The following is a 13,185-nucleotide window of genomic DNA, read 5'->3' on the forward strand; positions in this document are numbered from 1 at the left end:
ACCATGGACACCATGACCACGCTGCTCATCACCGATGTCCATCTGCTCGATCCCGAGGACGGCCACCGCGAGGAGGTGCCGGGCTGGCTCCTGCTGCGCGACGGGGTGATCGCCGATCGCGGCCGCGGCGCACCACCGGACCTCGGCGCCGAGGAGGCCACCCGCCTCCCGGGCGGTGGAGCGACCGCCCTGCCGGGCCTCATCGACGCCCACGTGCACCTGATGGTGACGTCGCTGCGGATGGACGAGATCGCCCAGTGGACGCCCGGCTACACGACCATCCGGGCGCTGAGGGCCGCCGAGCGGATGCTGCATCGCGGCTTCACCTCCGTGCGCGACGTGGGCGGGGCCGACCGCGGCCTCGCGCGCGCCGTCGAGGAAGGTCTCGTCGCCGGTCCCCGGATCCAGTTCGCGGGCCGCATGATCTCCCAGACCGGCGGGCACGGCGACATGCGCTCCCTCGAGGAGTCCTCCCTGTCGTGCCGCTGCGAGGAGACGGGGATCGCCGTGATCGCCGACGGCGCCGACCAGGTGCGTGCGGCGGCCCGCGAGCACCTGCGCCAGGGGGCCTCGCTCGTCAAGCTCGCCGCCTCCGGGGGCGTCGCCTCCCCGCACGACGACGTCTCGGCGGTCCAGTACACGCCCGAGGAGATCCGCGCCGCCGTGGTCGAGGCGGACAACGCCAACTCCTACGTCACCGTCCATGCCTACCACCCGCGAGCCATCCGCCAGGCCGTCGAGGCGGGAGTGCGCTGCGTCGAGCACGGCAATCTCCTGGACGAGGAGACGGCCGCGCTCATGGCCGATCGCGGCACCTGGCTGGTTCCGACGCTCATCACCTACGAGCTGCTCGCGACGCGCGGGGCGGAGGCGGGCCTCGGTGCGGAGTCGATCGCCAAGGTGTCCGACGTCCGCGACAGCGGTCTGCGCGCCTACGCGCTCGCCGCGCGCGCGGGCATCCCGATGGCCTTCGGCACGGACCTGCTCGCGGAGATGGAGGTGGCCCAGCTGCAGGAGTTCACGCTCCGCGCCCAGGTCGCACCGGCCGCTCAGGTGCTGCGCGAGGCCACCAGCGAGGCGGCACGGCTGCTGGGCTGGGAGGGCCGCGCCGGGACGCTCCGCACGGGGGCCTGGGCTGACCTCCTGCTCGTGGACGGGAACCCCCTGACGGACATCTCCGTCCTGACGGATCCGACGTCGCGCCTGCGTGCCGTCATCAAGGCCGGCGAGGTCGTCGCCACGCCTGCTGCCTGAGGGCGTCGGGAACGACGGGCGGTCGTACGCCGTCCCCCTCGCACCCACCTATCAGCGCAGCGTCGCCACCCCCGAGGTCTCGAGCAGCGATGCCCCGAAGACTCCGCCGAAGACCACGATCAGGAACACGATCCATCCCAGCAGCGCCACGAGGTTCAGCGCGATCCCCCAGCCCGCGCGTCCCCGGGCCATCGGCTCGGATCGACGCGACATGATGCCCAGCACCAGCCCCACCAGGGGTGCGACGGCGATCCACCCGGCGAGGAGGGAGCAGACTCCCAGGATGAGGCTCGCGGTCCCCTTTCCCGTGCCTGTGGTCGTCGTCCGTGCGGAGAGGGTCATGTCGTGTGCTCCTTCGAGATGTGCGCTGCCCGTGCTCCGAGCCGTCGGATCCACGGTATGCACGCCAGGTCGACGCGTCGTCCGTCCGCGGCATGACGGCGCCTGCACCCATCGGATGACACGTCGCGCCCTCGACCGAGGTCACCACGAGGTCGGCCACCGGGCGCACCAGGCCTGTGACCGCACGTTCCGTGGGAGGATCACCTCGACCCTCCCCATCTTTCCGCTCCCCAGGAGATCCCATGGCCGACACCGCGACCGACGCCCCCGACAAGGCACCGCGTCTGACCGGGACCACCTGGAAGTACCTCGCCAAGCGCGTCCTGACGGAGTTCACCCGCGACGGCGGCACCGACCAGGCGGCGAAGCTCACCTACTTCCTGGTGCTGTCGATCGCCCCGACCCTGCTGGCCCTGTTCTCCCTGGCGACCCTGGTGCTGGCCGGCATCAAGGACCAGATCGCCCAGCTGCTGACCCAGGCGATCGCGAGCTCGGGGATCGCGAGTCAGGGCGAGGGCGTCGAGACGGCCGTCAGCAGCACCGTCGAGAAGCTCCTGGGCTCGGCGACCGGGGGCACCATCGCCCTGATCATCGGCATCGGCACGGCGCTCTGGTCCGCCTCGGCGTACGTCAAGGCCTTCTCCCGTGTCTCCAACGGCATCTACGACGTGCCCGAGGGGCGCAACGCGATCCGGCTCAACGGCACGATGCTCGCCGTGACCGCCGGGATCGTCGTGAGCCTGCTCGTCATCATGATCTCCCTGCTGCTGTCCCAGGGGATCGTCGACGCCCTGCTCGGCCCGCTCGCCTCGGGCATCGGCGCGACCGGGGTGCTGGACTTCCTCACCGACACCTTCCTGCCCGTCTGGGCCTGGGTGAAGTGGCCCGTGGTGGTGTTCCTGCTGTTCGTGGTGGTCTCGCTGCTGTACTGGGCCGCCCCCAACATCAAGAAGCCGTTCCGCCTGATCTCCCCCGGCGGCGTCGTGGCCGTGCTCGGGATCGGGGTCGCCGCCGTCGCCGTGTCGATCTACATGTCCACGCTCGCCGGGTACTCGAGCTACGGCGCCATCGGCGCGATCATGGCGATCCTGTTCGCCCTGTGGATCATGAACATCGTCGTGATCCTCGGAGCCGAGGTCGACGCCGAGTTCGAGCGGGCCAAGGAGCTCGAGGCCGGCAAGCCCGCCGAGGACTCCCTGGACCTCCCGCTGCGTGCCGCCAAGGGCGCCGAGAAGAAGGACGAGAAGTACGAGAAGGTCGTCGACGAGGGCCGCGACATCCGCCTGATGAACCTCCACCGCGACGCCGACACGTATACCGGTCCCAACGCCCGGTCACGCGCGGCAGAGACGGACAGAGCCACGACGGACGCCGACACGAAGGACTGATCACCATGTGCGGACGCTTCGCCTTCTACCAGGAGATCGATCCTCTGCTGGACGATCTCTCGGCCGTCGATCTCGCCGATCCGCACCTGCGCGCGCGCTGGAACGTGCCGCCCACGGCTCCGATCCACGTCGTCACGGAATCGGTCGACAAGGACTCCGGGGAGGTGCTGCGTGCCCTGCGGATCGCCCGCTGGGGCATCCTGCCCCCGTTCGCCCAGGATCTCGCCTTCTCCGCGCGGACCTTCAACGCGCGCCGCGAGACCGTCGAGGAGAAGCCGTCCTTCCGGGGTGCGCTGGCCCGCCACCGAGCGATCGTCCCGATGGACGGCTACTACGAGTGGAAGAAGCCCGCGATGGGAAAGGGACCCAAGCAGCCCTACTTCGTCGCGCGATCGGACGGCTCGCCGCTGTACATGGCGGCCCTCGTCTCCTGGTGGAAGGGGCCGGGCGGGCACGAGGGTCCCGCCGCGAGCGAGGACGGTCGCTGGCTGCTGACGGCCACGATCCTCACCCGTGCATCCACCCACGAGGTCCTCGCCGACCTCCACGACCGCACCCCGTGCATGCTGTCCCGCGAGCAGGTGGACGCCTGGCTGGACCCCCAGCTGGACGACGGGGCCGCTGCGGCCGCCTGGATCCGCGACGACGAGCACCTGCTGCCCGACACCGAGCTCACCCTGCGCCCCGTCGACGCCGCCGTCGGCTCCGTGCACCACGACGGCCCGGAGCTGCTCGAGGCCACCGGCCCCGACGTGCACCTGGACTGACCCGCGACTCCGCCCTCGCCCTCACTCCGCCCCGCGACGACCTCCGACCGTCCGGGGCGTCGCCCCCCCCCGGGATGACCGCCCCTCCGACCGGGGTCGGATGCCCGCCCCACCCCGCCCGACGTACGCTCGACGGATGACGACCGGCGCTCCGACCCCCCCTGCCCGGGTGCGCTTCGACCCGTTCCGCTGGATCGTCGAGCACCCCGCGACCGTGGACTCCGTCATCTTCTCCGGGGCGGCCGTCCTCACGGTCCTCATCGGGCTCGCGAGCGGCACCTGGACCGGCAGCTGGCTGATCAGCGCCCTCATGCTCGCCGCCGGTGCGATCGGACGCGTGCGACCGGGGATCTCCGCGCTGATCATCGGCTCCCTCGCCGTGCTGCACCTGATCCTCGGGGTGCTCGGGATCGGTTTCGAGACCACCTGGGTCTTCGGCGACATCATGATCTTCTACGCGCTGTTCTGCGCGACCGCCCACGGCACGGTGCGGACCGGCCGCCTCGCCCTGTCCGCCGCGATCCTCGGCGCCTTCCTGCAGGCCGCCGCCACCGGGCTCACCGACGTCTCCCGAGGATTCGACGCCTGGCTGCTGCTCTTCGGCGTCCTGTCCTTCGGCGGCTGCATCCTGGTCCTGGGCGTCTGGGCCATGGGGCGGTACCAGCATGCCCGGGTCGACCAGCTCCGACTGGCCCGCGAACGAGCCGTCCAGGCCGAGCGCGACCGCGAGCAGCGCGCCGCCCTCGCCGTCGCCGACGAGCGCGCCCGGATCGCCCGCGAGATGCACGACGTCGTCGCCCACTCGCTGTCGGTGATCATCGCCCAGGCCGACGGCGGGCGCTTCGTCGCGACCCAGGATCCGGCCCAGGCCGTGCGGGTGCTCGAGACCATCGGCACCACCGGGCGCGCGGCCCTCGCGGACATGCGGTCCCTGCTGGGCGTGCTGCGCCACGACGAGGAGTCGAGCTTCGGCCCCCAGCCCGATCTCGGCGCGCTGCCGGACCTTCTGGACCGGGTGCGCGCGACCGGACTCGGCGTCCACGACGAGATCACCGGCCCGCTCGGCGACCTCCCGCCCTCGCTCGGCCTGTCGATGTTCCGCCTGGTCCAGGAGGCCCTGACCAACGTGCTCAAGCACGCGGGCCCCGGGGCGTCCGCCTCGGTGCGCGTGCGCCGCTCCCCCACCGAGCTCGCGATCGACGTGCTCGACGACGGCCGCGGCCACGACCCCGCCTCGGACGGCCAGGGCCAGGGGCTGACCGGCATGCGCGAGCGCGTCGCGCTGCACGGCGGGACCCTGGCCGCGGGCCCCCTGCCCGGCGGCGGCTTCCGGGTCAGCGCCCGGATCCCGCTCGCGGGCACCCCCTCCCGCCCACCCGTCATCGACCCCGCCACCCCGCGCACCCTCGCGCCCCAGCCGTCCCGGAGGACCACCCCATGACCGATCCCCTCGCCCGCCCCGCCGACGCCCCGCTGCGGATCGCCCTCGTCGACGACCAGCCGCTGGTCCGCGCGGGCTTCGCGATGGTCATCAACTCCCAGAGCGACCTGCAGGTGGTGCTCGAGTCCGCCGACGGCGCCGATGCCGTCGAGAAGCTGCGCAGCCGCACGGTCGACGTCGTGCTCATGGACGTGCGCATGCCCCGCCTGGACGGCATCGAGGCGACCCGCCGGATCCTCGAGAACACCCCCGCCGACCGCGCCCCCCGGATCATCGTGCTGACGACCTTCGACCTCGACGACTACGTCGTGGCCGCCATCCGCGCCGGTGCCAGCGGCTTCCTCCTCAAGGACGCGCAGCCCGAGGAGCTCCTCGCGGCGATCCGCACCGTGCACCGCGGGGACGCCGTGATCGCCCCGTCGGCGACCCGGCGCCTGCTGTCCCAGATGGTCTCGGCGGCCCCTGCCGCCGAGCCGGACACGACGGCGCTCGAGACCCTCACCGACCGCGAGCGCGAGGTCCTCACGCTCATGGCCCGGGGCCTGTCCAACACCGAGATCGGCACCGAGCTGTTCGTCGCCGAGGCCACCGTCAAGACCCATGTCGGCCGGGTGCTGGCCAAGCTGCACGCCCGCGACCGCGTCCAGGCAGTCATCATCGCCTTCGAGACGGGCCTGGTGACCCCCGGGGAGTGACCCTCCGAGGTCGCGACCCTGCGCCGCGAACGCAGCGGCGGCATCGGCTCCCGCGTCCCCCCGCAGGAGGATCCGGCCTCCGACCGACGACGCACTCTCCGGGGAAGCACCCGACCACCGTCCGATGCGCCCGCACCGCGCGAGGACGGATCGTGGAGGCATCCTCACCGCCACCGGTGCCCCGAACCCCAGGAGCGACATGTCCCCCTCAGCCACGCACAGCGCCACCGTCCCCGCCGCGGCGCCCACCCCGGAGGGTCCCGTCCTGCGGGCCCGCGGCCTGCGCCGCACCTACGGCAGCGGCGAATCCCAGGTCCGGGCCCTCGACGGCGTGGACCTCGAGATCGGCCGCGGCGAGTTCACCGCGATCATGGGCCCGTCCGGCTCCGGGAAGTCGACCCTGCTGCACACCATCGCCGGCCTGGACGCCGTGGACGCCGGCTCGATCCTCCTCGACGGCACCGACCTCACGCAGCTCTCGGACACCGCGCTGACGCTGCTGCGGCGCGAGCGGATCGGCTTCGTCTTCCAGAGCTTCAACCTGCTGCCGATGCTCACCGCCCAGCAGAACATCCTGCTGCCGCTGGACCTGTCCGGCACGCGCCCCGACACCGCCTGGTTCGACACGATCGTCGAAGCCCTCGGGCTCCGCGACCGGCTGGACCACCTGCCCTCCCAGCTCTCCGGCGGCCAGATCCAGCGGGTCGCGATCGCGCGCGCCCTCGTCACCTCGCCCGCGGTCGTCTTCGCCGACGAACCCACCGGAAACCTCGACTCCGCGACCACCGACGAGGTGCTCGACTTCCTCCGCATGAGCGTGGAGACCTTCGGCCAGAGCGTCGTCATGGTCACCCATGAGCGCGAGGCCGCCGAGCGCGCCGACCGCATCATCACCCTGTCCGACGGCCGGATCGCGGCCGACGAGCGTCTCACCCGGCGCCCCGCCGCCCCGACGGCGCCCGCGCGCACCTCGACGTCCTCCACCGGCACGACGCCCGCTGCCACCACGGCGACCGAGCACGGGACGGACGGCCGATGAGCACCCGCGCCCGCACCCGGATGGTGCGCCTGACCCCGCGCCGCCGCCACCTCGCCGCCATCATCACGATCGCCGTCTCGACCGCCTTCGTGACCGTCATGGTCCTGGCGGGCAACCTCATCACGCAGGTCATCGGGGCCGGCAGCCAGAGCACCTACCGCGGCGTCGACCTCGTGGCCACGCCCCTGGACCCCACGTCGGGGACGCCTGTGACCATCGAGGGCGCCGAGGACGTGTGGCCCGCCGCCACCACCTACGCCTACTTCGAGAACGCCGCGGGCACCCGCACCTTCGCCGAGATCACCCAGGATCCGCCGCACCGAGCGGTCGCGCTGTCCGCGGGGAGAGCCGCGAGCGGCCCCGACGAGGTCGTGCTGGGCGGCTCCACGGCCGAGGCTCTGGACGTGAAGGTGGGTGACTCCGTGACCGTCCCGGACATCGACACGCCCGAGGGCAGCAGCGGACCGGTCTCGCTGAAGGTCAGCGGGATCGCACAGGTCTCGACCGATGACGCGCTGAGCTTCGGCTTCGACCAGGTGCACGTGAACCCGGCCGATGCCGCCGTCTTCTTCGGGGACGACCCCGGCGCGTACGCCTCCGAGTGGTTCGGCACCGTCCCGGAGGGGACGGATCCCGCCGAGGTCGCGCGCGCCGCCTCGACGGACGCCGTCCCGGTGGTCACCGGCCAAGAGGCGGCCGACGCCGCGACCCGACAGAGCCTCGGCGGCTTCGCGGTGCTGGGCCTGGTGCTGCTGGTGTTCGTGGCGATCGCGCTGCTGACCACCGCCGTCGTCATCTCCAACACCTTCACCGTCACCCTGGCTCAGCGCACCCGCTCCCTCGCGCTCCTGCGGACCCTCGGCGCGACCCGCCGTCAGGTCGCCGCGGTGGTGCTGCGCGAATCCCTCGGGGTGGGGCTGATCGGTGCCCTGATCGGCGCGCTCGCCGGCCACGTGATCATCCAGGCCGCCCTGCTGGTGGCCCAGGGGGCCGGCTGGATCGGCGGCTTCGTCCCCGTGCCCGTCTCGATCCTCTCGATCCTCGTGCCCGTCGTGGTGGGGCTGCTGGTGACCCTCGCGGCCGGCATCCTGCCCGTCCGTCGTGCCACCGCGGTCGCCCCGCTGGAGGCCCTGCGCCCGGCGGTGCCGACCCAGCAGGCGCGCTTCGGCGTGCGCGGCATGCTGTGCCTGATCGCCGTGCTGGTGGGCGCCGCGGCGCTGGCCGGCGGCGTCGTGGCCTCGCAGGCAGGGCAGCCCGCCGTCGGGATCCTGCTGGCCCTGGGCGGCGGGACCGTGAGCTTCCTGGGCATCCTGGTCGGGCTCGTCTCGGTGACCCGCCCGCTGGCCCGCGGCGTCGGAGCCCTCGTGTCCCGCCTGGGCGGGCTCCCCGCACGCATCGCGGCCTCCAACACCACCCGGCACCCGGGCCGCAGCGCCGCGACGATCGGCGCCCTGCTCATCGGCACCACGCTGATGACCATGATGGCGGTGGGTGCGCGGACCGCGGAATCCACCCTCACCGAGCAGCTCGACTCCCGCCGACCGATCGACGTGGTCGTGACGGGCGCGGGGCTCACCGATGCCGTCGCGACGGACATCGCCGCGGTGCGCGGGGTCGGTGCCGCCCAGGCGGTCCCGACCACCGATGTCGACGTCCACGCCTCCCAGCCGATGACGGTCTACGGGATCGATCCCGCCCACCTGGCCGACGTGGTCAACCGCACGGACCTGGCACCCGTCATCCGCGACGGCACCCTCGTCACCGGCGAGCAGCGGGCCAAGGACTTCGGACTCACCGACGGCCAGCACCTGAGCGTGCCCGGGACCGACGGCGGGACGGTCGAGCTCACCGTCGTCGTCAACGGCGATCTCAACATGTCGATCACGACGCCCGGGACCCTCGCGCGGATCGCCCCGGCAGGCGGCGCGGAGACGGGGTCCGGCACGGCCGTGCTCGCCAAGCTCGAGCCGCGCGGCACGGGCGATCGCGGGGACCAGGACGCGATGACCGTCGTCGACGGGATCCGCACCCAGCTCACCGCCCAGGGTCTGCAGGAGAGCGAGGCCTCCTACGGGGTCGTGGAGAAGGAGGCCTTCGGCCAGGTGCTCGACGTCCTGCTGGGCATCACCCTGGCGCTGCTCGGGGTCGCGGTCGTCGTCGCGCTGGTCGGGGTCGCCAACACCCTGAGCCTCGGGGTCGTCGAGCGCACCGGCGAGAACGCGCTGCTGAGGGCACTGGGCACCACCCGCGGCCAGATGCGGGCGATGCTCGGCTGGGAGGGCGTCCTGCTCGCCGTGATCGGCGCCGTCCTCGGCATCGTCCTGGGCGTCGTCTACGGGGTGCTGGGCGTCATGAGCATCCTGGGCGGGAACTTCCCGGTCACGGTGACGATCCCCTGGGTCGAGATCGCCGCGGTCCTCGTGCTCGCGATCGCGGCGGGATGGGGTGCCTCGGTGCTGCCGGGCCGTGCTGCCGCCCGCACCTCCCCCGCCCAGGCGCTCGCCTCTGCGGAGTAGGCGGGTCCGCCGGACAGCTCGTCCCGGCGATCGACGGCGATGCCGCCCGGGTGGTCAGTCCTCCCGCAGCGGCATCGCCGTCGTCCGGGCGATGCCCAGCAGCAGGAGGAACGCGGCGATCGCCACGGCGAGGAACGTTACGCCGATCAGCAGGAACCCGGAGCTCAGCAGCGAGGCCGCGACGAGCGCCTGGAACAGCTGCCAGGTGATCCCGTAGCCCACCCCGAACCGTCGCCGGCGGATCAGCGACACGGCGGCCAGGAGGATCGCGACGGCGAAGATCCCCAGGAAGAGGGCCAGCCCCAGGGCGAAGCCGCGGGGAACGCCGGGCTGACCGGCATCGAGCACCGCGATTGACGCGGCGCCCAGCAGCACCAGGCCCTCAAGGGCCATGAGCACCGCGGCGACCCGGCGCCGGCGCGGGGCGGGGTCCGACGCGCGGATCCGCTCAGGGGTCGGGGTCATCGGATGCTCCGCTGGCTCGCCATGCCCGCACTGTATCGAGTGCCATCCGACCTCGGGGCCGCGGGCGCCCGCCTCCGGACGCAAGGACGCCGCGGTGTGGGAAGTGCCACCGAACTGCCCGGCGCTATCCCTTGTCGGTCCGCAGCACCCTCGCGAGAATGGATTCCAGCCCGATGCGGCGAGGTCCGAGACGCCTCCCGCGATCGCGCCGGGAGCGCCCCTCCCGACGCAGACCGGGCCCGGACGAACCCACGCGCCCCACGGGGTGAACCACGTCCCGCCGCACCGCGAGGTGTCGCAGGACGCCCAGGAAAGAGAGAGTGACGATGGACTGGCGCCACCGCGCAGAGTGCCTCACGCAGGACCCTGAGCTGTTCTTCCCGATCGGGAACACCGGACCGGCGATCACGCAGATCCAGGAGGCCAAGGCCGTCTGCCAGCGCTGCGACGTCATGAACACATGCCTCAAGTTCGCCCTCGAGACCGGTCAGGACTCGGGCGTCTGGGGGGGCCTGTCCGAGGACGAGCGCCGCTCGCTCAAGCGCCGCAACGCCCGCGCCCGCCGCGCCGGCTGAGCACTCAGCACCCTGTCGAGGGCCGGCTCCCACCCTGGGGGCCGGCCCTCGCGCTGTCCGGGTGCCCGAGCGACGTGACCGGCGCGCACCGAGCACCTCAGATCCCGACCGGATCCAGGTACACGTCCACCGTCGCGATCGTCCCGCCCTCGGGGCGCCCCTCCCAGGTGAGCGTCCCGCCGAGCTCCCCCTGCACGAGGGTCTCGGCGATCGAGGTGCCCAGGCCCGTCGGCGTCGTCGTCCCCATGCCCTTGCCGTCGTCCTCGATGCGGATGACGAGATGAGATCCCGTCCGCTCGCTGCGCACGACCAGGTGACCGCCGGTCTCGGACAGCCCGTGCTCGACGGCGTTGGTGACCAGCTCGGTCACCACCAGCGCGAGCGGGGTCGCCTCCTCGGCACGCACGGAGCCGGCGCGGCCCACCTTCGTCGTGTGCACCTCGACCTGCCCGGCGCCCGCGACGGGCTCGGAGTCCGCCCGGCGCACCGAGGCGCTCGCGGCGTCCACCGCCAGGCGCAGGCACCGGTCGATGACCTCGTCGAAGTACACCGCCTCCTCGCTGCCCTGGAGCAGCGACTCGTGCACGAGCGCGATCGTGGAGACCCGTCGCATCGCCTCGGTCAGTGCGCTGCGCGCCTCCTCGGACGTCATGCGGCGTGACTGCAGGCGCAGCAGGGCCGCCACCGTCTGCAGGTTGTTCTTGACCCGATGGTGGACCTCCCGGATCGTCGCGTCCTTCGTCATGAGCTCCCGCTCGCGGCGTCGCAGCTCGGTGACGTCCCGCACCAGAACGATCGCCCCGGTGCGCTCGCCCTTCTCCGTCAGCGGCAGGGCCCGCAGCGAGAGCGTCCCCCCGCGGGCCTGCATGTCCGAGCGCCACGCGGCACGGCCCATGAGCACGAGGGGCAGCGACTCGTCGACGGGGGCGCGGGACTGCAGCACCTCGGTGCTGAGCTCGGCGAGGGTGTCCCCTGTCATGCCTCCGGAGACGCCGAAGCGGTGGAAGGCGGACAGGGCGTTGGGGGACGCCCACTGGACGACGCCGCCCGCGTCGAGCTCGACGATCCCGTCGACCACCCGCGGGGCGCCGCGGCGGGGCGGGATCGGAGCGCCGGCGATCGGGAAGGCCCCGGTCGCGACCATCGCGAGCATCCGCTCGCCGAGGGACTGCATCCGTCGCTCGCTCTCCGTGGCGGGCTCGCGGTCCCCCATCTCGACGTCGATGACCCCGACGGTGCGTCCGCCCGTGCGGATCGGCACCCGCAGCAGGGGCATGCCGGTGCCCTCGGGACGGGTGGGCGGACGCGCCGCCTCGCCCTTCACGTCGAGCAGCGCGAGGAGGTCCGGCTGCTCCTCGGGACCGGCCGAGGTGCCCACCGGGTCCTCGTAGTAGACGGTGGGACCCGTCGAGGGCCGGCAGTGGGCGACCGCCGCCGCGCGACCCTCGCGACCGATCCACAGGACCAGGTCGGACCGCATGAGATCGGAGATGACGTTCCAGTCCCCCACGAGCTGCTGCAGCCATTCGGAGGCCCGTTCGTCGTGCCCGGGTGCATCGGAGAGGAACTTGGCGAGGCTCGGCATACGACCAGGATAGGGTGCTCGCTCGGGGGCCCGCGACGCGGACGAATGTCCGTTTCCGAGCGATTCCCCATCCACCGATCATCGTCTGACGAGGAGACCCCTGTGCGCGTGAACGAGACCCTCCATCTGCCCCTGTCGCCCGACGCCGTGGCGCGGATGTACGTCGATCCCCAGTACCCGCCGCTGCGTGCCTCGGCGCTGCGTGCGCACGACGTCTCGGCCTCCGTCACGGGTTCTGCCGATGACGCGTTCTCGGTCAGCTCGACCCTGCGCCTGCCCACGACCGGAATCCCCGACCTGGTCCGCAAGGTCGTCGGCGAGACGGTGACCGTGCGCGAGGTTCAGGACTGGTCGGCGCCCGCGGCCGACGGCTCGCGCACGGGAACCATCCGCCTGGACGTCGACGGCACGCCGGCGTCGATGACCGGGGACCTCCGCCTGGCCGCCGACGGGAAGAACGCCACGACCGTCACGATCGACGGCGAGCTGACCGCCAAGGTGCCGCTGCTGGGCAAGAAGATCGAGCAGGCGGCGGTGCCCTACGTCACGAAGGTCCTCGCCAAGGAGCAGGCCAGCGCCGCCGCCTACGCGGACCGCGCGTCGGAGTAGTCCAGGGCCGCCGCGACCTCCGACCGGTCGAACCACAGCAGGGCCGGGTCCGTGTCGCTCTCGCGGACGGCGCGAGCGCCCAGCTCGGTGACGTGCACGCTCGCGACCTCGATGGTCGCGGATCCCTGGATCGCCACCCCGAAGGCGCCGCCGTCCTGCGAGGCGTCGATGACGACGGCATCGGGCACGTCCCCCGCGAGGACCGCGACCCGCGCGCCCCGGGGATCGGCGGTCGCCGTCGCGGGGTCCTGGGCATCGGGCTCGCCCAGGGCGACGTACACCGCGTCCTGCAGGGCGTCGTACTCGAGGTCCTCGGCGTCCTCGTCCGGACGACCGGCCTGCGCCCACCCGGAGACCGCCCAGCCACGGGTCCCCGCGTCGAGCGGGATCCTCGGCGTGGCGGTCCCGGCGGCGGTCTCCAGGCTCGCGCGCAGCTCGGCGCTCAGGGGCAGATAGATCCTCATGCCGCCATCCTGGCACGTCAGGGGCGCAGTCCGTCGTCGCGGCGG

At 72.9% G+C, this 13,185-nt stretch carries 13 protein-coding genes; 9 read left to right on the forward strand and 4 right to left on the reverse strand.

Going from position 1 to position 13,185, the window contains the following annotated elements; all coding sequences use genetic code 11:
- The first annotated feature begins 12 nt into the window (after positions 1–12).
- The gene (locus tag ACT3TZ_RS04360; protein WP_444582167.1) at positions 13–1,254 is read left to right on the forward strand and encodes an amidohydrolase family protein; all 1,242 of its coding nucleotides are present in this window, start codon (positions 13–15) and stop codon (positions 1,252–1,254) included.
- Between the two features lie 51 nt (positions 1,255–1,305).
- On the opposite strand, the gene ACT3TZ_RS04365 is transcribed toward ACT3TZ_RS04360, so the two are convergent.
- On the reverse strand, positions 1,306–1,596 hold the full coding sequence (locus ACT3TZ_RS04365) for a hypothetical protein (RefSeq protein ID WP_444582168.1): 291 nt from the start codon (positions 1,594–1,596) through the stop codon (positions 1,306–1,308).
- 242 nt (positions 1,597–1,838) lie between these two features.
- On the opposite strand from ACT3TZ_RS04365, the gene ACT3TZ_RS04370 reads away from it, so the two are divergent.
- The 6 genes from ACT3TZ_RS04370 to ACT3TZ_RS04395 all read left to right on the forward strand — a co-directional run bounded on the left by ACT3TZ_RS04370 (position 1,839) and on the right by ACT3TZ_RS04395 (position 9,442).
- Positions 1,839–2,984, forward strand: coding sequence for a YihY/virulence factor BrkB family protein (locus ACT3TZ_RS04370; RefSeq protein ID WP_444582169.1), 1,146 nt, complete (start codon positions 1,839–1,841; stop codon positions 2,982–2,984).
- 5 nt (positions 2,985–2,989) lie between these two features.
- A complete protein-coding gene (locus tag ACT3TZ_RS04375; RefSeq protein WP_444582170.1) occupies positions 2,990–3,751 on the forward strand; it encodes an SOS response-associated peptidase in 762 nt (253 codons plus the stop codon).
- Between the two features lie 136 nt (positions 3,752–3,887).
- Positions 3,888–5,192: a sensor histidine kinase gene (locus ACT3TZ_RS04380; protein ID WP_444582171.1), complete on the forward strand. Its 1,305-nt coding sequence runs from the start codon at positions 3,888–3,890 to the stop codon at positions 5,190–5,192.
- Complete coding sequence (locus ACT3TZ_RS04385) at positions 5,189–5,887, forward strand: response regulator (RefSeq protein ID WP_444582172.1); 699 nt, start codon at positions 5,189–5,191, stop codon at positions 5,885–5,887. Before ACT3TZ_RS04380 ends, ACT3TZ_RS04385 begins: the two co-directional genes overlap by 4 nt.
- A 199-nt stretch (positions 5,888–6,086) precedes the next feature.
- A complete protein-coding gene (locus tag ACT3TZ_RS04390; RefSeq protein ID WP_444582173.1) occupies positions 6,087–6,926 on the forward strand; it encodes an ABC transporter ATP-binding protein in 840 nt (279 codons plus the stop codon).
- Positions 6,923–9,442 (forward strand): FtsX-like permease family protein, encoded by a 2,520-nt coding sequence (locus ACT3TZ_RS04395; protein ID WP_444582174.1) that lies wholly within the window; start codon positions 6,923–6,925, stop codon positions 9,440–9,442. The genes ACT3TZ_RS04390 and ACT3TZ_RS04395 overlap by 4 nt, the downstream gene beginning before the upstream one ends.
- A gap of 54 nt (positions 9,443–9,496) precedes the next feature.
- Here the strand turns inward: ACT3TZ_RS04395 and ACT3TZ_RS04400 are convergent, their stop codons facing one another.
- A complete protein-coding gene (locus tag ACT3TZ_RS04400) occupies positions 9,497–9,907 on the reverse strand; it encodes a hypothetical protein (protein WP_444582175.1) in 411 nt (136 codons plus the stop codon).
- Between the two features lie 326 nt (positions 9,908–10,233).
- On the opposite strand from ACT3TZ_RS04400, the gene ACT3TZ_RS04405 reads away from it, so the two are divergent.
- Positions 10,234–10,482, forward strand: a complete 249-nt coding sequence (locus tag ACT3TZ_RS04405) for a WhiB family transcriptional regulator (RefSeq protein WP_444582176.1) — start codon at positions 10,234–10,236, stop codon at positions 10,480–10,482.
- A 97-nt stretch (positions 10,483–10,579) separates the two neighbouring features.
- Here ACT3TZ_RS04405 and ACT3TZ_RS04410 read toward each other — a convergent pair whose 3' ends face one another.
- Complete coding sequence (locus ACT3TZ_RS04410) at positions 10,580–12,067, reverse strand: sensor histidine kinase (RefSeq protein WP_444582177.1); 1,488 nt, start codon at positions 12,065–12,067, stop codon at positions 10,580–10,582.
- A gap of 108 nt (positions 12,068–12,175) precedes the next feature.
- Between ACT3TZ_RS04410 and ACT3TZ_RS04415 the strand changes: the two genes are divergently transcribed.
- Positions 12,176–12,676, forward strand: a complete 501-nt coding sequence (locus ACT3TZ_RS04415) for a DUF2505 domain-containing protein (protein ID WP_444582178.1) — start codon at positions 12,176–12,178, stop codon at positions 12,674–12,676.
- Here the strand turns inward: ACT3TZ_RS04415 and ACT3TZ_RS04420 are convergent.
- Positions 12,652–13,140: a DUF6912 family protein gene (locus tag ACT3TZ_RS04420; protein ID WP_444582179.1), complete on the reverse strand. Its 489-nt coding sequence runs from the start codon at positions 13,138–13,140 to the stop codon at positions 12,652–12,654. The two genes, ACT3TZ_RS04415 and ACT3TZ_RS04420, sit on opposite strands and share 25 nt — an antisense overlap.
- Between the last annotated feature and the right edge of the window lie 45 nt (positions 13,141–13,185).

This window comes from Brachybacterium sp. AOP25-B2-12, assembly GCF_052378625.1.
In the GTDB taxonomy this organism is placed as follows: domain Bacteria; phylum Actinomycetota; class Actinomycetes; order Actinomycetales; family Dermabacteraceae; genus Brachybacterium.